The sequence below is a fragment of the Vibrio sp. ABG19 genome (genome assembly GCF_029962385.1).
In the GTDB taxonomy this organism is placed as follows: domain Bacteria; phylum Pseudomonadota; class Gammaproteobacteria; order Enterobacterales; family Vibrionaceae; genus Vibrio; species Vibrio ostreae.
Window position 1 is genome coordinate 1,831,651 of sequence record NZ_CP071708.1, and the last position, 26,053, is coordinate 1,857,703.

At 53.8% G+C, this 26,053-nt stretch carries 17 protein-coding genes; 6 read left to right on the plus strand and 11 right to left on the minus strand.

Annotation, left to right across the window (positions count from 1 at the left end; translation table 11 throughout):
- The first annotated feature begins 35 nt into the window (after positions 1 to 35).
- The 6 genes from mutT (at position 36) to J0X00_RS14780 (ending at position 8,016) form a co-directional block, all read left to right on the plus strand.
- On the plus strand, positions 36 to 434 hold the full coding sequence (gene mutT, locus J0X00_RS14755) for an 8-oxo-dGTP diphosphatase MutT (protein ID WP_136483357.1): 399 nt from the start codon (positions 36 to 38) through the stop codon (positions 432 to 434).
- 110 nt (positions 435 to 544) lie between these two features.
- Complete coding sequence (gene dapB, locus J0X00_RS14760; protein ID WP_136483358.1) at positions 545 to 1,354, plus strand: 4-hydroxy-tetrahydrodipicolinate reductase; 810 nt, start codon at positions 545 to 547, stop codon at positions 1,352 to 1,354.
- A 481-nt stretch (positions 1,355 to 1,835) separates the two neighbouring features.
- Positions 1,836 to 2,975: a glutamine-hydrolyzing carbamoyl-phosphate synthase small subunit gene (gene carA, locus J0X00_RS14765; protein ID WP_282477091.1), complete on the plus strand. Its 1,140-nt coding sequence runs from the start codon at positions 1,836 to 1,838 to the stop codon at positions 2,973 to 2,975.
- A gap of 16 nt (positions 2,976 to 2,991) precedes the next feature.
- Positions 2,992 to 6,231: a carbamoyl-phosphate synthase large subunit gene (gene carB / locus J0X00_RS14770; RefSeq protein ID WP_136483360.1), complete on the plus strand. Its 3,240-nt coding sequence runs from the start codon at positions 2,992 to 2,994 to the stop codon at positions 6,229 to 6,231.
- A 263-nt stretch (positions 6,232 to 6,494) separates the two neighbouring features.
- The gene (locus tag J0X00_RS14775) at positions 6,495 to 7,118 is read left to right on the plus strand and encodes a hypothetical protein (RefSeq protein ID WP_282477092.1); all 624 of its coding nucleotides are present in this window, start codon (positions 6,495 to 6,497) and stop codon (positions 7,116 to 7,118) included.
- A gap of 118 nt (positions 7,119 to 7,236) precedes the next feature.
- Positions 7,237 to 8,016: a TSUP family transporter gene (locus J0X00_RS14780; protein ID WP_136483362.1), complete on the plus strand. Its 780-nt coding sequence runs from the start codon at positions 7,237 to 7,239 to the stop codon at positions 8,014 to 8,016.
- Here the strand turns inward: J0X00_RS14780 and J0X00_RS14785 are convergent.
- The 11 genes from J0X00_RS14785 to gltB (J0X00_RS14835) all read right to left on the minus strand — a co-directional run bounded on the left by J0X00_RS14785 (position 7,907) and on the right by gltB (J0X00_RS14835) (position 25,964).
- On the minus strand, positions 7,907 to 8,812 hold the full coding sequence (locus tag J0X00_RS14785; RefSeq protein ID WP_218562296.1) for a LysR family transcriptional regulator: 906 nt from the start codon (positions 8,810 to 8,812) through the stop codon (positions 7,907 to 7,909). The two genes, J0X00_RS14780 and J0X00_RS14785, sit on opposite strands and share 110 nt — an antisense overlap.
- A gap of 118 nt (positions 8,813 to 8,930) precedes the next feature.
- Positions 8,931 to 9,344 carry a VOC family protein gene (locus J0X00_RS14790; RefSeq protein ID WP_136483364.1) on the minus strand — a complete coding sequence of 138 codons (414 nt, stop codon included), beginning with the start codon at positions 9,342 to 9,344 and terminating at the stop codon, positions 8,931 to 8,933.
- A gap of 202 nt (positions 9,345 to 9,546) precedes the next feature.
- Positions 9,547 to 10,167: a TRIC cation channel family protein gene (locus tag J0X00_RS14795; protein WP_136483365.1), complete on the minus strand. Its 621-nt coding sequence runs from the start codon at positions 10,165 to 10,167 to the stop codon at positions 9,547 to 9,549.
- 186 nt (positions 10,168 to 10,353) lie between these two features.
- Entirely contained in the window at positions 10,354 to 11,211 is an 858-nt protein-coding gene (btuF, locus tag J0X00_RS14800; protein ID WP_218562295.1) for a vitamin B12 ABC transporter substrate-binding protein BtuF, read from the minus strand.
- Entirely contained in the window at positions 11,212 to 12,165 is a 954-nt protein-coding gene (locus tag J0X00_RS14805) for a cobalamin biosynthesis family protein (protein ID WP_136483367.1), read from the minus strand.
- Between the two features lie 10 nt (positions 12,166 to 12,175).
- Complete coding sequence (gene mtnN / locus J0X00_RS14810) at positions 12,176 to 12,871, minus strand: 5'-methylthioadenosine/S-adenosylhomocysteine nucleosidase (protein WP_136483368.1); 696 nt, start codon at positions 12,869 to 12,871, stop codon at positions 12,176 to 12,178.
- A 117-nt stretch (positions 12,872 to 12,988) separates the two neighbouring features.
- On the minus strand, positions 12,989 to 13,423 hold the full coding sequence (locus tag J0X00_RS14815; protein ID WP_282477093.1) for a DUF1499 domain-containing protein: 435 nt from the start codon (positions 13,421 to 13,423) through the stop codon (positions 12,989 to 12,991).
- Positions 13,424 to 13,645: 222 nt separating this feature from the next.
- Positions 13,646 to 15,058 (minus strand): FAD-dependent oxidoreductase, encoded by a 1,413-nt coding sequence (locus J0X00_RS14820; RefSeq protein WP_136483369.1) that lies wholly within the window; start codon positions 15,056 to 15,058, stop codon positions 13,646 to 13,648.
- Positions 15,059 to 15,076: 18 nt separating this feature from the next.
- Positions 15,077 to 19,540 (minus strand): glutamate synthase large subunit, encoded by a 4,464-nt coding sequence (gltB, locus tag J0X00_RS14825; RefSeq protein ID WP_136483370.1) that lies wholly within the window; start codon positions 19,538 to 19,540, stop codon positions 15,077 to 15,079.
- A 416-nt stretch (positions 19,541 to 19,956) separates the two neighbouring features.
- Positions 19,957 to 21,426 carry a glutamate synthase subunit beta gene (locus J0X00_RS14830; protein ID WP_136483371.1) on the minus strand — a complete coding sequence of 490 codons (1,470 nt, stop codon included), beginning with the start codon at positions 21,424 to 21,426 and terminating at the stop codon, positions 19,957 to 19,959.
- Positions 21,426 to 25,964 (minus strand): glutamate synthase large subunit, encoded by a 4,539-nt coding sequence (gene gltB, locus J0X00_RS14835; protein ID WP_282477094.1) that lies wholly within the window; start codon positions 25,962 to 25,964, stop codon positions 21,426 to 21,428. Before gltB (J0X00_RS14835) ends, J0X00_RS14830 begins: the two co-directional genes overlap by 1 nt.
- Positions 25,965 to 26,053: the final 89 nt, after the last annotated feature.

Genomic DNA, 26,053 nt, shown 5'->3' on the forward strand with positions numbered 1-26,053 from the left:
TAGTGAGCTCCGAGTTCTAATGCACAGGAATTTATATGAAACGTATTCATATCGTCGCAGGGATTATTTTTAATCCCGACCAATCACACATTTTTATCACTAAGCGTCCGGATAACCTGCATAAAGGCGGTTTCTGGGAATTTCCCGGCGGCAAAGTTGAAGCGGGTGAGTCAATTGAACAGGCGATGACGCGCGAACTCAACGAAGAGATTGGCATTGAAGTCACTGAGCAGGCGTGTTTCGAGCACCTGGAATATGACTATCCGGAAAAATCACTCAAGTTTGATTTCATCCTGGTGACGGCGTTTAACGGCCAGCCTTACGGACGTGAAGGACAAAGTGGGCAGTGGGTTAAAGTCGCCGATCTGAAAGACTATCCTTTCCCGGAAGCCAACGTGCCCGTGCTGGAGCGCGTGCTGAGAGAATTCGCTTAACGCTCAGCCACAGTAAGTGCTAGCCACAGCCAGCGATAGTTGATAGTTTATCGTTACTAGCAGGAACCATCGTGCTGTGCACGAATGAACAAAAGAATGGAGAATACGCAATGGTAAGAATTGCGATTGCAGGCGCTGCCGGTCGTATGGGCCGTAATCTGGTTAAAGCGACGCATCATAACCCGCTGTCTACTGTGGGTGCGGGTTCAGAACGTCCCGAGTCATCTCTGGTGGGGGTCGATGTCGGTGAACTGTGCGGTGAAGGCCGTTTTGATGTTGCCCTGGTCGACAACCTGGAGCAGGTGATTGACCAGTTTGACGTCATTATTGATTTTACCGCCCCGGTCAGCACGCTGGCTAACCTGGAGTTGTGTAAAAAACATGGTAAGAAGCTGGTGATTGGTACCACAGGTTTCAGTGAACAAGAGCGCGCGCAAATTGATGAAGCTGCTAAGCTTATTCCAATCGTGATGGCACCGAACTACAGTGTGGGTGTTAACCTGGTGTTCAAGCTGCTGGAAAAAGCGGCCAAAGTGATGGGTGATTACTGCGATATCGAAATCGTCGAAGCGCATCACCGTCATAAAGTCGATGCGCCGTCCGGCACTGCTATCGGCATGGGTGAAGCGATTGCCGGTGCGATGGGCAATAAGCTCAGCGATGTGGCTGTGTATGCCCGTGAAGGTATTACCGGCGAGCGCAGCCGTAACGAAATTGGTTTTGCCACTATCCGCGCTGGCGATATTGTCGGTGAGCATACTGCGATGTTTGCTGATATCGGTGAGCGGGTTGAGATCACCCACAAAGCGACCGACCGCATGACCTTTGCCAATGGCGCCGTTAAGGCTGCGATCTGGCTGGATGAAAAATCAGCGGGTTTCTACACCATGACAGACGTGATCGGTCTTAACGATCTCTAATTACATAATTATGCGCCAAGACCCCTTGGCGCATTCGTTTCCTTTCTGTTAAACTCAGCAAAATCATCTCATCCTTTTTTAGTCTTTCCTGACTACTTTTCTGCTTATTATTTTAGTTTGAAGTAAAAAATGGAATGTAATCGATTTTTTATGTGTTAAAAAATCCAGATTATCGTTTGCCTCAATCGGGATAGCAAAAAAAACGCCAAGATTGACTCTGTGTGGCTGTTTTTTATTCAATTCTGCATAAGTTAATTCTCAAACCGGCCAAAACATGTAGTTTTGCTGTGTTTGAGTGAATTTTTCGTTGTAACAGGTCAAATTCCAATTTTATTTTTGAACAATTATTGACAGAAGTCACGGTGATAATTAGAATACCGCCAATTTGTCTGATATGCCCTAAAGCAAAGTTAAAATGCGAACAGGAAGGCAAATATGCAGTTTAATTTAAAATTTTTGCATTTTTATTCTGGAGGTTGTCTTGAGTAAATCAGCACTGTTAGTCCTGGAAGATGGGACAGTGTTCCACGGAATTTCCATTGGAGCAGATGGTTCGTCCGTTGGTGAAGTCGTTTTTAATACCTCGATGACGGGGTACCAAGAAATCCTCACTGATCCTTCCTATTCTCAACAAATCGTTACCCTTACTTACCCTCACATTGGCAATACCGGCACCAATGCCGAAGATGAAGAATCATCCCAGATTCATGCACAAGGCCTTGTGATCCGCGATCTTCCTCTTATCGCTTCTAACTTCCGTAGTGAACGTTCCCTTTCTGATTACCTTAAGTCGCAAAACATCATCGGCATTGCGGATATCGATACCCGTAAGCTGACTCGCATTCTGCGTGAAAAAGGTGCTCAGAACGGTTGCATTCTGGCAGGCGATAACCTGGATGAAGCTCTGGCGCTGGCAAAAGCACAAGAGTTCCCGGGCCTGAAAGGGATGGATTTGGCGAAAGTAGTAACGACGAAAGAAGCTTACGAATGGAAGCAAGGTTCATGGACGCTGGAAGGCGGACTGCCTGAAGCGAAAGATGACAGCGAACTGCCGTACCACGTTGTGGCTTACGATTTCGGTGCGAAACGTAACATCCTGCGTATGCTGGTTGACCGTGGCTGTCGTCTGACTGTGGTTCCGGCTGAAACGTCTGCCGAGGACGTTCTGGCGCTGAATCCGGATGGCGTGTTCCTGTCGAACGGCCCGGGTGACCCTGAACCATGTACTTACGCTATCGAAGCAACCAAGACATTCCTTGAAAAAGGTCTGCCGGTCTTCGGTATCTGTCTGGGCCACCAGATTCTGGCACTGGCCTCAGGCGCTAAAACGGTCAAGATGAAGTTCGGTCACCACGGTGCTAACCACCCGGTGAAAGATCTGGATCGTAATGTCGTGATGATCACCTCGCAAAACCACGGTTTTGCGGCCGATGAAGCGACTCTGCCGGAGAACCTGCGTGCGACTCATAAATCGCTGTTTGATGGTTCACTGCAAGGTATCCACCGTACGGACAAGCCGGCATTCAGCTTCCAGGGTCACCCTGAGGCGAGCCCGGGCCCACACGATGCGGCACCGCTTTTCGACCACTTCATTGAATTGATTAAACAACACCGCGCTTAATTTGGAGTAGTAAACAATGCCAAAACGTACTGACATTAAAAGCATTCTGATTTTAGGTGCTGGTCCAATTGTTATCGGTCAGGCTTGTGAGTTTGACTACTCTGGCGCGCAGGCGTGTAAAGCGCTGCGTGAAGAGGGTTACCGCGTTATCCTGGTCAACTCTAACCCGGCGACCATTATGACTGACCCGGAAATGGCGGATGCGACTTACATCGAGCCAATCCAGTGGGAAGTTGTGCGTAAGATCATCGAAAAAGAGCGTCCGGATGCGATTCTGCCAACCATGGGTGGCCAGACGGCACTGAACTGTGCGCTGGCGCTGGAAAAACATGGCGTGCTGGAAGAGTTCGGCGTGGAGATGATCGGTGCAACGGCGGATGCGATTGATAAAGCAGAAGACCGCTCGCGCTTTGATAAAGCGATGAAATCTATCGGCCTGGAGTGTCCACGAGCCGATACCGCGAAGACAATGGAAGAAGCATACCGCGTGCTGGATATGGTGGGTTTCCCATGTATCATCCGTCCTTCGTTCACTATGGGTGGTACCGGCGGCGGTATCGCTTACAACAAAGAAGAATTTGAAGAAATCTGTCGCCGTGGTCTGGACCTGTCGCCAACCAACGAGCTGCTGATTGACGAATCTCTGATCGGCTGGAAAGAGTACGAGATGGAAGTGGTGCGCGACAAAGCGGACAACTGCATCATCGTGTGTGCGATCGAAAACTTCGATCCTATGGGTATCCACACTGGTGACTCGATCACTGTGGCACCGGCCCAGACTCTGACTGACAAAGAGTACCAGCTGATGCGTAACGCATCTCTGGCGGTTCTGCGCGAAATCGGCGTAGAAACCGGTGGTTCAAACGTACAGTTTGGTATCAACCCGAAAGATGGCCGTATGGTTATCATCGAGATGAACCCGCGTGTATCGCGCTCTTCTGCACTGGCCTCAAAAGCGACCGGTTTCCCGATTGCAAAAGTCGCCGCCAAACTGGCAGTCGGCTTTACGCTGGACGAGCTGATGAACGACATCACCGGCGGTGCAACTCCGGCGTCGTTCGAGCCGACCATCGACTACGTTGTGACCAAGATTCCTCGCTTTAACTTCGAGAAATTTGCGGGTGCTAACAACCGTCTGACCACGCAGATGAAATCTGTCGGTGAAGTGATGGCCATCGGCCGTAACCAGCAAGAATCACTGCAGAAAGCACTACGCGGTCTGGAAGTGGGTGCTAACGGTCTGGACGAAATGGTCGATCTGGATGCTCCGGATGCACTGACTAAGATTCGTCACGAGCTGAAAGACGCAGGTGCCGAGCGTATCTGGTACATTGCTGATGCATTCCGTGCCGGTATGTCGGTCGACGGTGTATTCAACCTGACGAACATCGACCGTTGGTTCCTGGTTCAGATTGAAGAACTGGTACTGATGGAAAATGACATCAAAGCGGGTGGCTTTGCCGGTCTGACTGAGACCACACTGCGCGCGATGAAGCGCAAAGGCTTCTCGGATGCTCGTCTGTCTGCTCTGCTGGGCGTAGCGGAAAGCGAAATCCGCCGTCTGCGTGACCAGTTCAACATTCACCCGGTTTACAAACGTGTGGATACCTGTGCCGCTGAGTTTTCATCTGACACTGCGTACATGTACTCATCTTACGATGACGAGTGTGAAGCGAACCCGACTGACAAAGACAAAATCATGGTTCTGGGCGGTGGTCCGAACCGTATCGGTCAGGGTATCGAATTTGACTACTGCTGTGTGCATGCGTCACTGGCGCTACGTGAAGACGGTTACGAGACCATCATGGTGAACTGTAACCCGGAAACCGTATCGACTGACTACGACACGTCAGACCGTCTGTACTTTGAACCCGTGACTCTGGAAGATGTACTGGCCATTGTACGCGTTGAAAAACCAAAAGGCGTTATCGTGCAGTACGGCGGCCAGACTCCGCTCAAACTGGCGCGTGCGCTGGAAGCGGCAGGTGTGCCTATCATTGGTACCAGCCCGGATGCGATTGACCGCGCAGAAGACCGTGAGCGTTTCCAGCACGCGGTTGAGCGTCTGGGTCTGAAACAGCCAGAAAACGCGACCGTGACTGCAATCGAGCAAGCGGTTGAGAAATCAAAAGAAATCGGCTTCCCGCTGGTGGTTCGTCCTTCTTACGTGCTGGGCGGCCGTGCGATGGAAATCGTATATGATGAAGCAGACCTGCGTCGTTACTTCAACGAGGCGGTGAGCGTATCGAACGAGTCTCCGGTTCTGCTGGACCGTTTCCTGGATGATGCAACCGAAGTTGACATCGATGCTATCTGTGACGGCGAGCGCGTTGTGATCGGCGGTATCATGGAGCACATTGAGCAGGCAGGTGTTCACTCTGGTGACTCGGCATGTTCTCTGCCAGCGTACACGCTGAGCCAGGAAATCCAGGACAAGATGCGTGAGCAGGTTGAGAAACTGGCGATGGAACTGGGCGTTCGTGGTCTGATGAACACGCAGTTTGCGGTCAAAGACAACGAAGTTTACCTGATTGAAGTGAACCCGCGTGCGGCCCGTACCGTGCCTTTCGTATCGAAAGCAACCGGTGCACCGCTGGCGAAAATCGCTGCGCGTGTCATGGCTGGCCAGTCTCTGGAACAGCAAGGTTTCACCAAAGAGATCATTCCACCGTACTACTCAGTGAAAGAAGTGGTGCTGCCTTTTAACAAGTTCCCGGGTGTTGACCCGCTGCTTGGCCCTGAAATGCGCTCTACCGGTGAAGTGATGGGTGTTGGTGCAACGTTTGCTGAAGCTTTCGCGAAAGCGGAACTGGGCTGTGGCAACGTGTACCCTGAAGGTGGCCGTGCACTGCTGTCTGTGCGTGAAGGCGACAAAGAGCGTGTGGTTGACCTGGCTTCTAAGCTGGAGAAACTGGGCTACAAACTGGATGCCACTCACGGTACGGCTGTGATTCTGGGCGAAGCGGGTATCAACCCTCGTCTGGTCAACAAGGTACACGAAGGTCGTCCGCACATTCTGGACCGCATCAAGAACAATGAGTACACCTACATCATCAACACGGCTGCCGGCCGTCAGGCGATTGAAGACTCAAAAGTTCTGCGTCGCGGCGCTCTGGCTGAGAAAGTGAACTACACCACAACGCTGAATGCGGCGTTTGCAACCTGTATGTCTCACACTGCGGATGCCAAAGCGAACGTAACGTCAGTTCAGGAACTGCACGCACAAGTGCGCGCTGATCAGGCTGCAAAAGCATAACGGATAACAATACGGGTAAGTAAAACTTATCTGACAACCTCATTGCCCGCTCATCTGAGCGGGCTTTTTTATTTCCTGTCGCTATGACTCAGTTTGGTAGCACAGCTGAAAGCTTGTCTATTTTTTGCGACAACGGCATCACTTGCTCATCTTCGTTTCTACTTTCCCTACTATTAATGTGGGATTTATCATAAAAACAACAAACTTTACTGATTGAATTGTCAATGTGGCTAGTTCCTCCTTACTGAACGGAGTGATGAGTCATGCTGAAACGTTTCGTCATTATGTTGTGCTTACTACTGACCGGATGCAGCAGTCAATGGATCGCCAGGAGTGATATCGATGGCACGATAGAGCAAAACAACCAGAAAATATTTATTGGAATTCCGGTACTTGCCAGTTTAGAAGGTTCGATGGCCAGGTTGGATGAAAGCTGGATACTGACAGCGAAACACAACCGGGTCATTCTGGCTCTGCAGGGCAGAGAAGTTTACTACCATCCTTACTGCGATATTGCACTGGTCAAAAATGCCGGCACCATTTCTGTTGCGGTAGGTATGGTGTTTAATGGCCAGGAAATCCTGCATGTCGGCTATCCGATAGGACTGCCTCTGTCGGCGAGCAAGGGTAAGTATGTCGGCGATGTATTTGTTCAGGGCTGGGACGGATGCCAGATGTCGGCCACAACCGGTGTCGTGTCCAGCGGTATGTCCGGTGGCGGGGTTTATAATGATCATGCTGAGCTGATTGGCATCAATCATGGTTATGTCTCGGGCAGTGTCCTCTGGCCGAACGGAGAGCAAGCCTCTCATCCGGCGGTGTTTGTTTCTTTATATGCCGTGAAAGACTGGCTGCAACAGGTAACAGGCAAAGATTACTATCGTTAATCGCGCTACGGGATTTTATCGTTGAATATTAGGAATGGATCATTTTCTTTCAATTCGCTGTTAGCGGACGGGGCGCAGTGGTAGCGTGTAGCCTTTCTCGTCTCAGTTTTGGAAGTTCATGGAAGTCTCGTTAGATATTTTAGCTCTGCTGTTTGTGGTCGCGGGTGTGGCCGGGTTTATTGATGCGATGGCCGGAGGGGGAGGACTCCTGACCGTGCCGGCTCTGCTGGCGGCCGGGGTGCCGCCGACTCAGGCTTTGGCGACCAATAAGCTGCAGAGTTCGTTCGGTAGCTTTTCCGCCAGCTGGTATTTTATCCGTAACGGCATTGTCAGCCTCAAAGATATGCGCCTGGCGATTGTGTGTACCTTTGTTGGTTCTGCCGCCGGTGCTGAGCTGGTGCAGGTGATAGATGCCTCGCTTTTGACCAGCCTGATCCCGCTGCTGCTGATTGCTATCTCACTCTACTTTCTGCTGGCACCGCAAACTCGTGCTGATTCAGGTAAAAAGCCTCTGCCGGAAGCGCTGTTTGCGTTTTGTGTCGGTGGCGGAGTCGGCTTTTATGATGGCTTCTTTGGCCCGGGCACAGGGTCAATTTTTACCGTATGTTTTGTGGTGCTGGGCCATTTCAGTCTGGTGGAAGCCACCGCACGTACCAAGGTACTCAACTTTACCTCCAACATTGCCGCGCTGACCTTTTTCCTGATAGCCGGTCTGCCTATCTGGCAGCTTGGCCTGACGATGGCCGTCGGCGGCTTTATCGGTGCCCGCCTGGGCGCGAAAGTGGTGATCAGTAAAGGCCAGCAGTGGATCCGTCCGCTGGTGATTGTGATGTCGATGCTGATGGCGACCAAGCTGTTGTGGGAACAGCACTCTCAATGGTTGCTATCAATGTTCTGACCCTTTGCGAGCGGTAGCTGGTCGCGCGTACACAGATGTGAATTGGGCGAAACAGCGGCGCCAGCTCGGCAAAATAGTGGCAGTAGCCCGGCTCTATTTTCAATGCATTGACGATTGATAAAGGCACCAGCGCCGGAGTCATTCCGCCCAGCGCCAGTTGGGCGGCGGCGGTGTAGGAGTCCATTTCCATTACCGGCGTGATACCGAGTCGTTCCAGGATCGCGGCCTGGTAGGTATTGGCCGGATTGTTCAGATCGTTGGTCACCAGCTCAGCCGGCAGACCGCTGAGCGGGCTGTGACTGACAATACAGAATGGCTCGTCATACAGGTGAAAAGCCATCAGGCCGTGATTGCCCGGCAGATAACCGGCGCAGAAGCCTAAAGTCGCTTTACCGGACTGGACATGTTCAACGATACGCGGGGTATGGTGGGTGGTGATGGTAAAATGCGGGTCGCGTTGGCGAAACTGGCCCATCACCTTGCTAAGGTAACCGGCCACCAGAGTTTCCGAGCAGTCGAGGCGGATCTGGGTGTTATCTTCCAGCGCCTGCTGCTCGAAAATCATGCCGCGCAGTTCGTTAAAGGTCGGGCCGATATTGGCAATCAGCTGCTCGGCTTCGGCAGTCAGTTTGACCTGGCGGCCAGCCGGAGCAATCAGCTTTTTACCCAGTTTTTTTTCCAGATTTGCAATCCGTTTGCTGACCGCAGACTGGCTGATATACAGCTGACTACCGGTACGACTCATGGTTTTTTCTTTGCTCAGTACCAGCAAAGTTTCAATGCCTTCCAATAGCATGGGCTTTCAATGACAATCAGGAATAGATAGTCCTATTGTACCCTAAGCCACCAATGAGTCTATGTCGCAGCGCACACCAAGCAGCACTGACCTTATCTTTGACCGCTTTGGCTGGCACTTACTCCGGATAATGATTACGCTGCGCCGGGTCGGCAGAGAAATATTCGATGAATTCCCACTCTGTTCCGCTCGGGTCGAAAAAGTACACCCGGCGCCGGTACGCACTGTCTTCACTCAATTCATTGGCACGATAGCCGGCGGCAAGCAGGCGCTGCTCCACAGCGTGGCTGTCATCGACCACAATACCGATATGGTTAATACCGACATCGACATAAGGGGTGCGGTCCGGCTCAGTGCGCTCGACGACTTCTTGCAGGGCGATGTAACTGTGCTCTGTACCGATATGACACCAGCGATAGCGGTTTTGTCCCTGATGACGCACGGTAAATTCCGGCACAGCAGTCTGTAAAAACACAATCGCCTGATCTAAATCGGCGACGGTGATATTGGCGTGTTCGACATAAGCTGACATGACATTCTCCTGGTTATTATCGGTCTGCTCTTTCAGCTTAGTCGTAAAACTGATTAAGTAAACATTTTACTTTATTTAATTGCCTGGGCTGGGTGAGAAATTCGTCTGGTGGCGGAAAAAGCAGGATAAAGCAATAAAAAAAACACCGTTTAAGGTGGTTTGCGACGCAGCGTTAAGCCACTGCCAGCGGTGATGGCTGGCGTTAGCGGGTCAGAGCAAACGTTGGCAGGGATAAGTGCCAGCGAATCGCACCGAGGCGGATAATCAGGGTCGACAGGGTACCGGAGATAAACGCGGTCGAGCTGTCGTAGCCCATCGCCAGTGCAGTGGTATGGAATACCCCGCCGATAATACAAGCGGTGGCATACACTTCACTGCGCAGTATCATCGGGATTTCGCGCGCCAGCACATCCCGGATAATGCCGCCGCCACAGCCGGTGATCACGCCCATGATGATCGCAATCATCGCCGATTCCTGATACATCAGCGCTTTTTCCACTCCGGTGCCAACAAATACCGACAGGCCGATGGCATCGCACACCGGCAGAATCCACCACGGCAGACGCTTCGGGCGGCGTACCACAATCATCATCACAATACAGGTGATCAGGATCACCCACAGATAAGTGGTATCCCGTACCCAGAAGACCGGGGTAGCGCCCAGAGCCATGTCGCGGATCGTGCCGCCGCCGATGGCGGTGACGCTGGCCAGTACAATAACCCCGAACGGATCCATTTTTAACCGTCCGGCTAAAAGTACGCCGGAAATGGCGAAAACTGCAGTACCAAACATATCGATCAGAAAGAGCAGTGAAGTATCCAAGATGTCGTTCGCTTTGTTAGATCTGTGAATAAAGGTTCGCCGGATGGTAGCCGCCACGACATAACCTGCGACCTTTGGCTGCCTTAAGCATAACCTAATCTGGTCACAGCCGGTTTATCGGCGGATAACATCCTGCGAGTGATGTATTTATGGGGCGCAGATTGTAAGGGATTTTTGCTGATCCTGTTACTGATTTCGCACCTGATCAAAATAATCACACACCTGTTTGATCGCATTGAGCGTACGCGGGGTCGGGCGGTTGATCCAGTCCGAATTGAGTGACCAGACATGGCGCTCTGCTACCGCCGGCAGTTGTTCTGACCAGCGCCACCACATGGTGCCGTTGGCCATTGCATGCTGGGAGGTGAAAATCACTTCCGGCTGGGCGACCAGCACCTGCTCGATACCTATCTGCGGGTAGGGAGACGGGCTGTCCTGAAACACATTTTCACCGCCGCAAAAGCGGAACACTTCCGTCGGCCAGCCGTTTTGCGCCAGAGTAATGATTGGTTTCTGACTGAGCTGATAAAAGTAGCGCACTGGTCTTGCATCGGCATAGCGGGCACGCAATTCGCTGAGCTGCTGACGGAAATCGGCTGCGGCCCTGGCACCGACCGACGGATCATCGGCATACTGGCTCAGCTTGTCGATATTGTTGGCAATACTGTCCAGATCGCCGGTTTCTGAATAGTAAATATTGAGGCCGAGCTGTTTGAGTTTATCCAGTTCGCGTGCCGGATTACCCGACGGCCAGGCCAGCACCAGATCCGGGTGCAGAGCCAGAATACGTTCGATCTTGATGCCCTGATAGTTGGCCACTTTCTCTATTTTCCGCGCGGCTGGCGGGTAGTCGCTGTGTTCACTGACCGCCACCAGCTTATCGCCGAGGCCGGCGGCAAAGGCGATTTCGGTTGCGTGCGGTGCCAGGCTGATAATCCGCTGCACCGATGAGGCCTGAGATTGAGACGAGGCGACCTGAGATTGAGACGGGGCGGCCTGACACCAGGCGCTGAAACAGATAAGGCTGAGCGTCCAGAGGCGCATTTAAACTCCTTGATGAATCAATACCAGCACGGCACTTTCTGCCACAATCCAGGCGAAGATGCGCCAAGCCAGCAGTTTATGTACCTGCGCCAGATGAATGGCTGACGGGGCTATCCGACCGCCAATTTTAACCCGCACCGCTTTCTGCTCGCCGTAAATGGCTGGTCCGCCCAGCGACAGCTGCAGTTTGTTGCCGACGGCACACAGCAACCAGCCCGGCCCGGGCAGCGGCCAGGCGCGGCTTTGTGCCAGCGTGGTCGACAACACTTCTGTGGCTTTGCTGCCGCACACCACAAACAAACTGAACAGGCGCAGCGGAATAAATTCCAGTATTGCGACCGCGTGCACCACTGGTCGTCCGAATGGCTGAAAACGGGCGCGGGACGGTGACCAGGCGCGAGACAGTTCGACCATCAGGCGATAGAGCAGGGCGCCAACGCCACCGAGTAATCCGTACCAGAACAGTACGCACACCACATTGCGGCCAAAACCCATCACTATGGTTTCGGTGCCGGCCTTACCCAGCCCCAGAGGTGACAGGGTGGAGGTATCGCGGTTGACGTAAGGCATCAGCAGGCTGCGCGCCAGCTTTTTATCTTCGCGTGCCAGAGCCTGACTGAGCTGATTGGCGAGCTGCTCCTGGCTGCGCCAGTCCAGCGCCAGCAGCAACAGGGCCATTTCAAACAGCTGTGGCTGCCAGACCAGTGGTTTAAGGGCAATCAGAACCGCCAGCGCCGGCAGGATCATCAGCATCCAGGCTAAGGTACCGGATAACTGACTCTGAGCGTAATTGGTTTGGGTGTTGACTTTACTGGCCAGCAGATCGGCGAACTTGTGCCACAGCGTGACCGGATGAGCACCGCGTGGGATAGGCAGGATCAGATGAAATAACAGCGCGCCCCACATGACCAGGAGCGCACCGTTGGCATACAAAGTATGAAATATCTCGTCCATGAGCGTGGCTTTACTTCAGCAGTTCCACCATTTTGATCACCATCTCTGACGAGCTTTGCGCTGCCAGTGGCAGGAACTCGTCAAAAGACATCGGAGATTCTTTATCGGCCACATCCGAGATAGCACGTACCACCACAAACGGCACCTGGAACTGGTGACAGGTCTGGGCAATAGCCGAGGCTTCCATTTCAACCGCGATCACTGACGGGAAGTGGCGACGGATTTCTGCCTGACGTTCCGCGCTGCACACGAACGCATCGCCGGTACAGATCAGGCCGCGAACCGCATGTTTGTCCTGCATGGTGGCCAGCGCTTGCTCTGCCACCGCCATCAGCTTGTCATCGGCTTTAAACGCGGCTGGCTGGCCAGCCATCTGACCGATTTCGTAGCCGAATGCGGTCACATCAGCATCGTGATGGCGAACTTCAGTTGAAATCACTACATCGCCGACGTTGAGGGAGGAGTCAAAACCACCGGCTGAACCGGTATTGATCACGACATCCGGCTGGTGCTGGTCAAGCAGGATCGCGGTACCGACCGCAGCGGCCACTTTACCGATGCCCGATTGCAGTACCACAACGTCTACGCCGTGCAGCTGACCGGTGTAATAGGTCGCGCCGCCTTTGCTGGTTTGCTGAACGTTCTCCAGGGCGTCTTTTAAAATCGCGACTTCCTGTTGCATTGCGCCGATGATGCCAATTTTCATGCAGAATCTCTTATATCAATTATGAAAAAACTGCGCAGAGTCTACCACGTTCTGCGCTGCTTGCGCGAGGCCGGGTTTATTCGTGTGAGGCCGGGTTTATTCGTGTATAGAGAAGCTCTAAGGCTGGCGCAGCATACCGGCAGCGGCCAGTTTCTCGCGCAGATTTTCGGCGCGGCGGCGGTTGACGCCAAAGTCACTGTAACCGACCCGCGATTCAGAGCGCACGATCAGGTGATCGTCACGCAGCCGGATCTCCAGATCATCGACGAAACGCAGGAAGCGCGTGGTGCACTCGATGCGCAGGTAGTTATCCTGTTTGTCGGCGGTTTTCGCCCCCTGCAGGGTCAGGGCGACCCGTTCAATCTGATCGAGCGTGACGCCCGGACGCAGGATAAAGGGCGCCAGGGCAAACTTGTCGCGGCTTTCCTGGGTGGAAACACAGTTGGGCTTATCACCGCAAGGGGTTTGGGTTTTGTCTGTCATTGGTGCGACTCCCTGACTGCACGCGCTGAGCAATAGCACGGCAACCAGCAGGATTCCCTCTCTTTGCATCGGCGCGGTCCTGTAACTTGATATGAGTGAAGATAAGCGGCCGCAAGGTCATCACGCTTAGCTTAGGTTTACCTCGCTTAGCTTGACTAAACCCAACGCCCTGAGCGCTGCAGCCGACAGTCCCTAGTATAAAACAAAAAGGATTCATCAATGATGAATCCTTTTGTCAAACAGTGAAGCGTGTAGCGCCTGACGCATGGCGACAGGCACTACGGCTATCGATCAGACCTCGAGGAAGTCCATGATGCCTTCGGCCGCTTTACGACCTTCATCGATAGCGGTCACCACCAGATCTGAGCCGCGTACTGCGTCACCACCGGCAAAGATTTTCTCATTGCTGGTTTGGAAGCGGAATGATTGCTCAGAAGGCGCTTTAATGCGGCCCCATTGATCCAGCTCGACCCCGAATGGTTCCAGCCAGCTCATCTGGTGCGGTTGGAAACCAAACGCCATGATAACGGCATCGGCCGCCAGCACGTGTTCGCTGCCTTCGACCGGCTCCGGACGACGACGGCCGGCGGCATCCGGTTCACCCAGTGCAGTTTTGACCACTTTGACACCGCTGACGTGGCCCGCGGCGTTGACTTCAATCCCCAGCGGCTGCAGGTTGAACATAAACTCAACCCCTTCCTCTTTGGCGTTCTTCACTTCGCGGCGTGAGCCCGGCATATTCTCTTCGTCACGACGGTACGCACAGATAACGTTAGCCGCGTTGTGACGAATTGAGGTCCGTACACAGTCCATTGCGGTATCACCACCACCCAGCACGACGACCTTTTTACCGGCCATATCGAGGAAAGGTTCGTTGCTTGGCAGATCCATCACTTTATAAGTGTTGGAAATCAGGAACGGCAGGGCATCGTACACGCCTTGCGCATCTTCGTTTTCCAGACCGGCACGCATGTACTTGTAGGTACCTACGCCCAGGAACACGGCATCGTACTCGTTGATCAGATCCTGCAGCTGGACATCTTTACCCACTTCGATGTTAAGGCGGAACTCAACCCCCATCTCAGTGAAGACGCGGCGACGGTTTTCCATCACGCCTTTCTCCAGCTTGAAGGACGGGATACCGAACGTCAGCAGGCCACCGATCTCCGGGTAACGGTCAAACACGACCGGTTTGACCCCGTTACGCACCAGTACGTCAGCCGCAGCGAGGCCAGCAGGGCCGGCACCGATGATCGCGACTTTTTTGTCGGTCCACACCACTTTCGACATGTCCGGTTTCCAGCCCATTTCGAACGCGGTATCGGTAATGTATTTTTCAATATTACCGATGGTGACTGCGCCAAAATCATCGTTCAGGGTACAGGAACCTTCACACAGACGGTCCTGCGGACAGACGCGTCCGCACACTTCCGGCAGGCTGTTGGTCTGGTGCGCCAGATCGGCCGCTTCCAGAATCCGGCCCTCGTTGGCCAGTTTCAGCCATTGCGGGATGTAGTTGTGCACCGGACATTTCCATTCACAATACGGGTTACCGCAATCCAGGCAGCGGTCCGCCTGAGCGCCCGCTTGCTGCTGGGTGAAAGGTTCGTAAATTTCTACGAATTCAATTTTACGCACATTGATCGGCTTCTTGGCCGGATCAACCCGGTTAACATCAATAAATTGGTATACGTTCTGGCTCATTACTTCGGCTCCTTCCAATTATTGTGCTTGAACGCGCAGTTCTGCAGAGCTGCGGCTTTGGTGACCGAGCAGGGTCTGTAGATCCGCAGACTGAGGTTTAATTAAGTAGAACTTCGGAATCCATTCATCAAAGTTCGCAAGAATGTTTTCAGCATGCACTGAACCGGTTTCTTCCAGGTGCTCGGCGATCAGACCACGCAGATGCTCCTGATGGATGTACAGCTCATTGAGCGACAGCGCTTCGACCGACTCGTCATTGACGCGGCCTGCGAAATCGCCGTTTTCATCCAGCACATAAGCAAAACCACCGGTCATACCCGCACCGAAGTTGACCCCGGTTGCACCCAGAATCGCGACGATACCGCCGGTCATGTATTCACAGGCGTTGTCGCCCGCGCCTTCGATAACCGCGATGGTGCCTGAGTTACGTACGCCGAAACGTTCGCCCGCTTTACCGGCCGCAAACAGCTTACCGCCGGTTGCGCCGTACAGACAGGTGTTACCGACAATGGTCGCTTCGTTACAGGTAAACGCGGTACCCAGATGCGGTTTGATCACAATCTTACCGCCGGCCATGCCTTTGCCGACGTAGTCGTTGGCATCACCGGTCAGGTACAGCTCTACGCCGCCTGCGTTCCATACCCCGAAGGACTGACCCGCGGTACCTTGCAGTACCACTTTGATCGGGTTAGCCGCCATACCGGCGTTGCCGTAACGTTTGGCAATTTCACCCGACAGGCGGGCGCCGACGGAGCGGTCAGTGTTAATCACATCATAGTACAGTTCAGTCGACTGCTGGTTCTCAACCGCTTGCAGCGCATCGTCGACAATCTTCTGGTTCAGTACCGCTTTGTCAAACGGTGTGTTTGGCTGGGTGCAGTACAGTGGCAAGTTATCCGGTGATAGCGGCGCTTCCAGAATACCGGACAAGTCCAGTTTGCTCTGTTTGGCGGTCATGCCCTGCACGGTTTCCAGCAGGTCAGTACGGCCAATCAGATCGGTCAGTTTCTCAACGCCCAGCTCCGCCAGGTAGCCACGTACTTCTTCGGCAATACCGGTGAAGTAATTGATGACCATTTCCGGCAGACCTTTGAAGTAGTCGCGGCGCAGGGTTTCGTCCTGAGTCGCCACACCGGTTGCACAGTTGTTGAGGTGACAGATACGCAGGAATTTACAACCCATCGCCACCATTGGACCGGTACCAAAACCGAAGCTTTCCGCACCGAGAATCGCACCTTTAATCACGTCCAGACCGGTTTTCAGGCCACCGTCCACCTGCAGGCGGATCTTGTGGCGCAGACCGTTGGCGACCAGTGCCTGCTGCGTTTCCGCCAGACCCAGTTCCCAAGGGCTGCCGGCATACTTAACCGACGTCAGCGGGCTGGCGGCGGTACCGCCGTCATAACCGGAAATAGTGATGAGGTCCGCGTAGGCTTTCGCCACACCGGTCGCGATGGTGCCGACCCCTGGTTCGGAAACCAGTTTGACCGAAACCAGCGCCTGCGGGTTAACCTGTTTGAGGTCGAAGATCAGCTGGGCTAAGTCTTCAATCGAGTAAATATCGTGGTGCGGCGGCGGTGAAATCAGGGTGACGCCCTGCACCGAGTAACGCAGCTTGGCGATTTCCGCCGTCACTTTGTGGCCCGGCAGCTGGCCGCCTTCACCTGGTTTCGCGCCTTGTGCGACTTTAATTTGCAGCACGTCAGCATTAGTCAGGTAATGCGGTGTGACACCAAAGCGGCCGGAGGCGACCTGTTTGATGCGCGAGTTACGCTCGGTACCGAAACGACGTGGATCTTCACCACCTTCACCTGAGTTTGAGTGACCACCGATGCGGTTCATCGCCATGGCCAGCGCTTCGTGCGCTTCCGGACTCAGGGCGCCGATAGACATTGCGGCTGAGTCGAAACGTTTAAACAGCTCGGTAGCCGGTTCAATCTGCTCCAGCGGCAGTGGCTTATCGGATTTTTTCAGTGTCATCAGGTCGCGCAGCATGGCTGGCGGACGCTGGTTCACTTGTTTGGCAAACTCAGCATAATCGCTGCTTGCGCCGGATTTGACCGCTTTTTGCAGTGTGCCGACCACATCCGGGTTGTAGGCGTGGTATTCACCGCCATGGACGTATTTCAGCAGACCACCGTGTTCAACAGTTTTACGTTTGGTCCACGCTTTGCGTGACAGGTTGAACAGATCCTGCTGGAAGTCTTCAAAGTTCGCGCCCTGAATACGGGTCGCCACACCTTTAAAGCACAGATCGACGATGTCGGTGTGCAGGCCGACCGCTTCAAACAGTTGTGAACAACGGTAAGAGGCCACGGTCGAGATGCCCATTTTGGACATGATCTTGTACAGACCTTTGTTGATACCGTACTGGTAGTTCTGCATCGCGTCGCGGTAGCTCTTCTCCAGCACGCCGTCATCAACCAGTTTGCCGACCACTTCGTACGCCAGGTACGGGTAGACTGCTGTCGCGCCAAAGCCGATCAGTACGGCGAACTGGTGCGGGTCACGGGCGGTCGCGGTTTCAACAATAATGTTGGCGTCACAACGCAGGTTGGCTTCCACCAGGCGGGTTTGCACCGCGCCGACGGCCATCGCGGCCGGGATCGGCAGTTTGCCTTCAGTCAGGGCGCGGTCCGACAGAACGATCAGCACTGTGCCTTCGCGCACCACCTGCTCGGCTTTATCACACAGTTCCAGCAGGGCCTGTTTCAGATCTTGCTGCTGCGGATCAAAGTTGATGTCGAGAATCGTATTGCGGTAATGCTGATCGCTCAGCGTCAGCAGCTGCTGCATGTCTGAGTAAAGCAGGACCGGCGAGTCGAAAGTCACACGATGGGCGTGGCCATCGGTCTCGTTAAAGACGTTCATTTCCTGACCGATACTGGTCGCCAGCGACATCACGTGTTTTTCGCGCAGCGGGTCGATCGGCGGGTTGGTGACCTGAGCAAATTTCTGACGGAAATAGTCGGTCAGCAGGCGCTCTTTGGAAGACAGCACCGCCATCGGAGTGTCATCACCCATAGAGCCGACCGCTTCCTGGCCCATATCGGCCATGACGCGCAGCACCTGATCCACTTCTTCACGGGTCACCGCAAACTGTTTCTGGTAGGTGTTGAGCTGATCTTCATCGAAGTTGCGCTCACCGACCTGATCATCCGGCAGTTCAGCAAAGCTTTTCAGCGGGTAGACGTTATTTTTCATCCACTCGCGGTACGGGTGACGGCTCTTCAGATCGTTATCGATCTCGGCCGATTGCCACAGTTTGCCCTTACGGGTGTCAATCACCAGCAGCTCGCCCGGACCGACGCGGCCTTTCTCGGCCACTTCATCCGGAGCGTAATCCCAGATACCGACTTCAGAGGCGAGGGTGATCAGCTTGTCTTTGGTGATCACGTAGCGCGCCGGACGCAGACCATTACGATCGAGGTTACACGCTGCGTAGCGGCCGTCAGACAGAACGATACCGGCCGGGCCATCCCACGGCTCCATGTGTTTGGAGTTAAAATCGTAGAACGCGCGCAGATCGTCGTCCATATCCGGGTGATTCTGCCACGCAGGCGGCACAAGCATGCGCATGGCACGGAAGATATCCATACCACCGGCCAAAAACAGATCCAGCATGTTATCCAGGCTGGACGAGTCAGAACCGGTTTCGTTAACAAACGGGGCGGCACTCTTCAGATCCGGCAGCAGCGGCGAAGAGAACTTGTACGCGCGGGCACGGGCCCACTGACGGTTACCTTCGATGGTGTTGATCTCACCGTTGTGCGCCAGATAGCGGAACGGCTGAGCCAGCGGCCAGCGAGGCTGAGTATTGGTTGAGAAACGCTGGTGGAACAGACAGATCGCGGATTCCATGCGCAGGTCTGCCAGATCAAGATAGAAACGTGGCAGGTCCGCCGGCATACACAAGCCTTTGTAAACAATGACCTGAGTTGAAAGCGAACAGATGTAGAAATCTTTGTCTTCGCTGATCTGTTTTTCGATGCGACGACGGGCGATATACAGGCGGCGTTCAATATCACGCTCGCGCCAGCCAGCCGGGGCAGAAATGAAGACTTGTTGAATATCAGGCAGGGATTCCGCGGCGATCGGACCCAGTACCTTCGGATTGGTTGGTACGGTACGCCATCCGGATACCGTGAGTGTTTCTTGCGCCAGCTCTTTATTAATGATGTCGCGCGCAGTCTGCGCTTTTACAGGATCTCTGCTCAGGAAGATCATACCAACCGCGTATTGCTTACCCAGCTTCCAGTGCTGTTCTTCAGCCATCAGGCGCAGGTAAGAATCGGGTTTTTGTAGCAGGAGACCACAGCCATCACCGGTTTTTCCATCGGCAGCAATACCGCCACGGTGAGTCATGCGATCGAGAGCAGAAATCGCGGTGCGAACCAATTTATGACTAGCCTGACCTTCCATGTGCGCGATCAAGCCGAATCCACAGTTGTCTTTCTCAAGACTTGGATCATATAGAGCCATTGCAATTCTCCCTTTTGCTTCTCTGTCATCCAGACAGTAAATGACTAACTATTCGTTCGTATTGTTATAATTTAAATAATTATGAAAATTAAGTGACTAAAAACTTAACAATTCGAGACAGTCTATTTATCACTGAATTCACAACCTATAGCTTATTGTGAAAAAGGTCAAGTTTTTGGTGAATAATCATGTCTGTCAGCTATTTACCAGCTATTACTCTGTTAATTGTCAATAAATTCAAATAGATAGGAATGGTGGTGTTACAGGTTTTTAACAAATAACTCTCAGCGGATGAGAATCACATAAAAAAGGCTAGCAGAGACTGCTAGCCAAATAGGAACAATAGGAAGGATCTTATGGTGTCTAAATTAAGGCTCGCAGAGAATTGCTTCTGTCGAGCCTTAATTTCTGGACTTTTATGCTGAAAGCATCAGTGAGTCCGCTTTTGCCTCTAAATGGGTATTACCCATCAGGTAAGCGTCAACCGCACGGGCAGATTCACGGCCTTCGTTGATACAACGTACCACCAGAGACTGGCCGGTACGCATATCGCCTGCTGCGAATACGCCTTTTTGGTTGGTGGCGAAATCCTGGGTCGCCACGTTGCCGCGCTCATCCAGTTTAATGTCCAGTTGAGCCAGCACGCCGTGTGGTTCCGGATGCAGGAAACCCATGGCCAGGAACGCCATATCACACGCAATCACACGCTCGCTGCCCGCGACTTCTTCAAAGCCCGGACGTTCGCCAGGTGCGGCGTCTTTCCACACGATGTCGGCAATGCGCAGACCGGTCACTTCGCCTTTATCGTTGCCGATAAATTCTTTGGTCAGAATATTCCAGTGACGCTCACAGCCTTCTTCATGGGAAGTTGAGGTGCGCAGAATCATCGGGTATTGCGGCCAAGGCATGTTTGCCGGGCGCTTTTCCGGTGGCATCGGCATGATTTCCACCTGAGTGATGCTGGCTGCGCCGTGTCGGTTGGACGTACCGACACAGTCAGAGCCGGTATCACCACCACCAATGACCACCACATGCTTGCCTTTGGCGTGAATTTCTTCCGTCTTCAGGTCCATGTTGTTGGCACGGCGGTTGTTCTGACCCAGGAACTGCATCGCAAAGTATACGCCATTCAGTTCACGGCCCGGGATCGGCAGATCACGCGGTACGGTTGAGCCACCGGTCAGCAGCACGGCATCAAATTCCTGACGCAGTTGCTGAGCGTTCACATCGACACCGATGTGCTGGTTGACTTCGAACTTGACGCCGGCTTCCGCCATCAGATTAATCTTACGATCGATGACATCCATGCTCAGTTTGAAATCCGGGATACCAAAGCGCAGCAGACCACCGACTTTCTCATCCCGTTCAAATACCGTCACTTCGTGGCCGGCACTGTTGAGCTGCTCGGCTGCGGACAGGCCCGCCGGGCCTGAACCGATGATCGCCACTTTTTTGCCGGTGCGGCTGCGTGGGGTTTTCGGTTTGGCGTAACCTTCTTGGTAGGCACGCTCCACGATGGTCTTTTCGATGTTACAGATGGTGATCGGGTCCTGGTTAATGCCCAGGACACAGGCACTTTCACACGGAGCAGGACACACACGACCGGTAAACTCCGGGAAGTTGTTGGTCGAGCTCAGAATGTTCCACGCTTCTTCCCAGCTGTCACGATACACCGCATCGTTAAACTCAGGAATGATGTTACCAATCGGGCAGCCGTTATGACAAAACGGTACGCCACAATCCATACAACGGGATGACTGCTCGTTGATCTTGCTGCCAAACTCGTCGTTGAGAACAAACTCTTTGTTGTTCTTGATACGCTCTGCCGGGTCGATCTTCTGTGGTAGTTCACGACCAAATTCTAAAAATCCAGTAGGCTTACCCATTACACTGCCTCCGCTTCTGCTGTTGCTGCTGCTTCCTGACGCTGCTTCAGTACCGCTTTGTAATCACGCGGCATGACCTTAACCATATCGGCCAGGTTATCTTCGAAGTTGTCCAGGAACGCTTGTGCAACGTCACTTCCTGTGAACTCTACATGTTTGGTCAGCATCTCTTTCAGGAGTGCTTTGTCTTCGGCTTCGATCGGATCCAAGTCCACCAGCTCAGCATTGAGCTTGGTTTCGAAGTCGCCTGATTTGTTCCACACGTAGGCGGTACCGCCACTCATACCGGCGGCGAAGTTACGTCCGGTTGCGCCCAGAATCACAGCCACACCACCGGTCATGTATTCACAGCCGTGGTCGCCCACGCCTTCCACCACCACCTTGGCGCCTGAGTTACGTACACAGAAACGCTCACCTGCCAGACCGCGGATGTAAGACTCACCTGAGGTCGCGCCGTAGAAACAGACGTTACCGACCACGATGTTATCCTGAGCCACCAGGCTGGAGTTGCGATCCGGATACAGCACCAGCGTACCGCCGGACAGGCCTTTACCCCAGTAGTCGTTGGCATCGCCTTCGACTTCGAATTTAACGCCTTTGGTCAGGAAGGCACCGAATGACTGACCTGCACTACCGTTGAACTTGACGTTCATTGGCTGCGGCAGACCGGCATCTTTGTACACTTTCGAAATTTCATTCGACAGCATGGTACCGGTACTGCGGTCGGTGTTGATGATCGGCAATTCAGCTTCAACTGCCTGGCCGCTGTGCAGCGCCGGTTGGGCAATTTCGATCAACTGGCGATCCAGCACGCTTTCCAGCTGGTGGTTCTGCTGAGTCTGACAGTGAATACCGTCGCCGGCACGTGGCGGCTCGATAAACAGCAGGGTCGACAGATCCAGGTTTTTGTACTTCCAGTGACCGACTTCTTCGCGCACTTTCAGTTTCTGGGCCTGACCAACCATCTCGTTGATGGTGCGAAAGCCCAGCTCCGCCATGATTTCACGCAGACCTTGCGCCATGTACTGGAAGAAGGTCACCACGTCTTCTACGCGGCCGTCAAAGCGCTCACGCAGGGTCTTGTTCTGGGTTGCGATACCAACCGGACAGGTGTTTTTATGACACTTACGCATCATGATACAGCCTTCAACCACCAGGGCCGCCGTCGCCACACCCCATTCCTCTGCACCCAGCAGAGTAGCGATCGCGATGTCACGCGGGGTTTTCATCTGGCCGTCAGCCTGAACCACGATACGGTTACGCAGACCGTTTTTCAGCAGTGTCTGGTGCGCTTCAGCCAGACCCAGTTCCCACGGCAGACCGGTGTGACGGATGGATGAAATTGGCGATGCACCGGTACCACCATCGTGGCCGGCAATCAGCACGACATCAGCTTTCGCTTTCGCCACACCAGAGGCAATCGTACCGACGCCTGCGCCGGACACCAGCTTAACGTTGACACGGCCTTTACGGTTGGCGTTTTTCAGATCGTAGATCAGCTGCGCCAAGTCCTCGATAGAGTAGATATCGTGGTGCGGCGGTGGCGAGATCAGACCGACGCCCGGAGTGGAGTGACGCGTTGCACCGATCCAGTCATCGACTTTGTCGCCCGGTAGCTGGCCACCTTCACCCGGTTTTGCGCCCTGCGCCATCTTGATCTGAATCTCTTCAGAGTTGGTCAGGTAGTAAGAGGTGACGCCGAAACGGCCTGACGCGACCTGTTTGATCGCTGAGCGTTCCCAGTCGCCGTTCTCTTTTGGCGTAAAGCGGATTGGGTCTTCACCACCTTCACCAGAGTTTGATTTCGCGCCCAGACGGTTCATCGCCACAGCCAGGGTCGAGTGCGCTTCGTACGAGATAGAACCGAACGACATCGCACCGGTCGCAAAACGTTTCACGATGCTTTCAATCGATTCCACTTCTTCAATCGGAATGGAACCGGCCGGATTCTTAACGAAGTCCAGTTGGCTGCGCAGCGTGACGGCTTTGTCGCCCTGACGGTCGACTTCAGCGGCGTACTGCTTGAACTGAGCAAAATCTTTGTTACGGGTCGATTTTTGCAGCAGGTGGATGGTTTCCGGGTTGAACAGGTGTTTTTCACCACGCTGTTTCCACTGGTAAACACCGCCCACATCTAGAATTTGCAGCGGGATTTCACGGGTCGGGTAACCGACACGGTGACGAACCAGCACTTCTTTGGCGATATCATCCAGCGTCATGCCCTGGATACGGGTCACGGTGCCGGTGAAGAATTTATCCACCACGGCTTTGCTGATCCCCAGCGCTTCAAACACTTGCGCGCCGCTGTACGACTGCAGGGTCGAGATGCCCATTTTCGAGAAAATCTTCAGCAGGCCGCCATTGATACCTTTACGGTAGTTGTCGAAGTACTGCTCGACAGAAACGTCTGCGTCGAGTTTCTTGACGCGCTGCAGATCAACGATGGTCTCGGTGACCAGGTACGGGTTGACCGCGTTGGCGCCGTAACCGACCAGAGTTGCAAAGTGGTGGGTTTCACGCGCATCGCCGGTTTCAACCACGATGCCACATTTAGCACGCAGACCTTTACGGATCAGGTGGTGGTGCACGGCACCGACTGCCAGCATGGCCGGAATCGCCGCGTGGTTTGAGTTCACCGCGCGGTCAGTCAGAACGATAATAGAGTAACCGTCAACCACCGCATCTTCGGCGTACTGACAGATACGTTTCAGCGCGCGTTCCAGCTTACCGGCGTCTTCGCTGGCCTGGAATACGATGTCGAGGGTTTTCGCCTGCAGGTGCTCGTTGTCGATAGCACGCAGTTTTTCCAGCTCGGCGTTAGAGATGACCGGAGATTCCAGCTCAACTTTACGGCAGTGCGCCGGGCTTTCTGCCAGCAGGTTCTGGTCGCGACCAATGTAGGTATTGAGCGACATCACCATGCGCTCGCGGATCGGGTCGATCGGCGGGTTGGTGACCTGGGCAAACAGCTGCTTGAAGTAGTTAGACAGATGCTGTGACTGATGTGACAGTACGGCAACCGGCCAGTCCGCACCCATCGAACCAAGCGGTTCGTAGGCGGTTTTCGCCAGAGTCAGGATGATGTCGTTGACTTCTTCGCTGCTGACACCGAACGATTGCTGACGGTGCAGCAGACGCTCCGGTGAAGGCTGGCTGTGGACGTTGTCTGAAGCTGGCAGTTTTTTCAGGCTCAGCAGGTTGTCTTCCACCCATTTCTGGTATGGCTGCGCATTGGCGATGCCATCTTTAACTTCTTCATCAGAGATGATGCGACCCTGTTCCAGGTCAGCGACGAAGATACGGCCAGGTTGCAGACGACCACGGTGTTCCACGTTTTCCGGAGCGATTTCAACGACGCCGGACTCGGATGCCATGATCAGGAAATCGTCTTTGGTCACGGTATAACGGGACGGACGCAGACCGTTACGGTCCAGCGTTGCACCAACCTGTACGCCATCGGTAAAGCACACCGAAGCCGGGCCGTCCCACGGTTCCATCACGTTGGCGTGGAACTGGTAGAAAGCGCGACGCTTCGGATCCATGTTTTTGTTTTCCTGCCACGCTTCCGGAATCATCATCATCAGGGCGTGTGGCAGGCTGCGGCCTGACAGTACCAGCAGTTCCAGCACCATATCGAAGCTGGCTGAGTCTGAACCGCCTTCCTGACAGATTGGCAGCAGCATGTCGATTTCAGCCTGGGTGAACAGGTCTGACTGCAGGATAGCCTCGCGTGCCTTCATCCAGTTCAGGTTACCGCGTACGGTATTGATTTCACCGTTGTGGGCAATGTAACGGAAAGGCTGCGCCAGGCGCCATTTAGGGAATGTATTGGTAGAGAAGCGTGAGTGAACCAGCGCCAGCGCGGTCACCATGGTCGGATTTTGCAGGTCGAGGAAGTACTGCGGTACCTGCTCGGTGGTCAGCTGACCTTTGTACACCAGCGTCTTGTAAGACAGTGAGTTGATGTAGAAGTCGTCGCCAATGTTCGACACGCTTTCCAGACATACGCGTACGGTGTAGTTACGCAGAACGTACAGTTTACGCTCCAGCTCGTCCGCGTTCATGCCCGGACCGCCGGAAATAAACACGTGCTCAAATTGCGGTTCCGTGCTGAGCGGATCAGCGCCCAGCATTGAGTTGTCGGTTGGCAGAACACGGTAACCGATCACATCCAGATCCAGGCGCTTGGCATTGCGCTCGAGGATTTCGCGGCATTGGGCGCGTTTGTCTGCGTCTTTCGGGAACAGTACCACACCGACACCGTATTTATCGAACGCCGGTAGCTTGATGCCCAGTTTAACCGCTTCTTCCAGCAGAAACTCGTGCGGTTTCTGCAACAAGATACCTGCACCATCACCGCTGCACGGGTCACAACCCTGGCCGCCACGGTGTTCCATACGTGCCAGCATATCCAATGCCTGAGTCACGACTTGGTGAGATTTACGGTTCTTCAGATGAGCAACAAAACCGATACCACAAGCGTCATGCTCCAATTCCGGAGTATAGAGACCTTGTGAACTTTGCTCTTGATCTACCATAGATACATCCTTCCAGTTCAAGCGGACACAATTAAGCCAAGGCAAGCCCCAGCTGTGTATCCTGTCCTTTAATTGTTATGAATCTAAAC

Coding starts and splice junctions, on each gene's coding strand:
- J0X00_RS14775 (WP_282477092.1), top strand. CDS start 6,495: ATGCTGAAACGTTTCGTCATTATGTTGTGCTTACTACTGACCGGATGC.
- J0X00_RS14805 (WP_136483367.1), bottom strand. CDS start 12,165: ATGGACGAGATATTTCATACTTTGTATGCCAACGGTGCGCTCCTGGTC.
- mutT (WP_136483357.1), top strand. CDS start 36: ATGAAACGTATTCATATCGTCGCAGGGATTATTTTTAATCCCGACCAA.
- J0X00_RS14780 (WP_136483362.1), top strand. CDS start 7,237: ATGGAAGTCTCGTTAGATATTTTAGCTCTGCTGTTTGTGGTCGCGGGT.
- J0X00_RS14790 (WP_136483364.1), bottom strand. CDS start 9,344: ATGTCAGCTTATGTCGAACACGCCAATATCACCGTCGCCGATTTAGAT.
- J0X00_RS14785 (WP_218562296.1), bottom strand. CDS start 8,812: ATGCTATTGGAAGGCATTGAAACTTTGCTGGTACTGAGCAAAGAAAAA.
- J0X00_RS14830 (WP_136483371.1), bottom strand. CDS start 21,426: ATGGGTAAGCCTACTGGATTTTTAGAATTTGGTCGTGAACTACCACAG.
- btuF (WP_218562295.1), bottom strand. CDS start 11,211: ATGCGCCTCTGGACGCTCAGCCTTATCTGTTTCAGCGCCTGGTGTCAG.
- mtnN (WP_136483368.1), bottom strand. CDS start 12,871: ATGAAAATTGGCATCATCGGCGCAATGCAACAGGAAGTCGCGATTTTA.
- carB (WP_136483360.1), top strand. CDS start 2,992: ATGCCAAAACGTACTGACATTAAAAGCATTCTGATTTTAGGTGCTGGT.
- J0X00_RS14815 (WP_282477093.1), bottom strand. CDS start 13,423: ATGCAAAGAGAGGGAATCCTGCTGGTTGCCGTGCTATTGCTCAGCGCG.
- J0X00_RS14820 (WP_136483369.1), bottom strand. CDS start 15,058: ATGAGCCAGAACGTATACCAATTTATTGATGTTAACCGGGTTGATCCG.
- dapB (WP_136483358.1), top strand. CDS start 545: ATGGTAAGAATTGCGATTGCAGGCGCTGCCGGTCGTATGGGCCGTAAT.
- gltB (WP_282477094.1), bottom strand. CDS start 25,964: ATGGTAGATCAAGAGCAAAGTTCACAAGGTCTCTATACTCCGGAATTG.
- gltB (WP_136483370.1), bottom strand. CDS start 19,540: ATGGCTCTATATGATCCAAGTCTTGAGAAAGACAACTGTGGATTCGGC.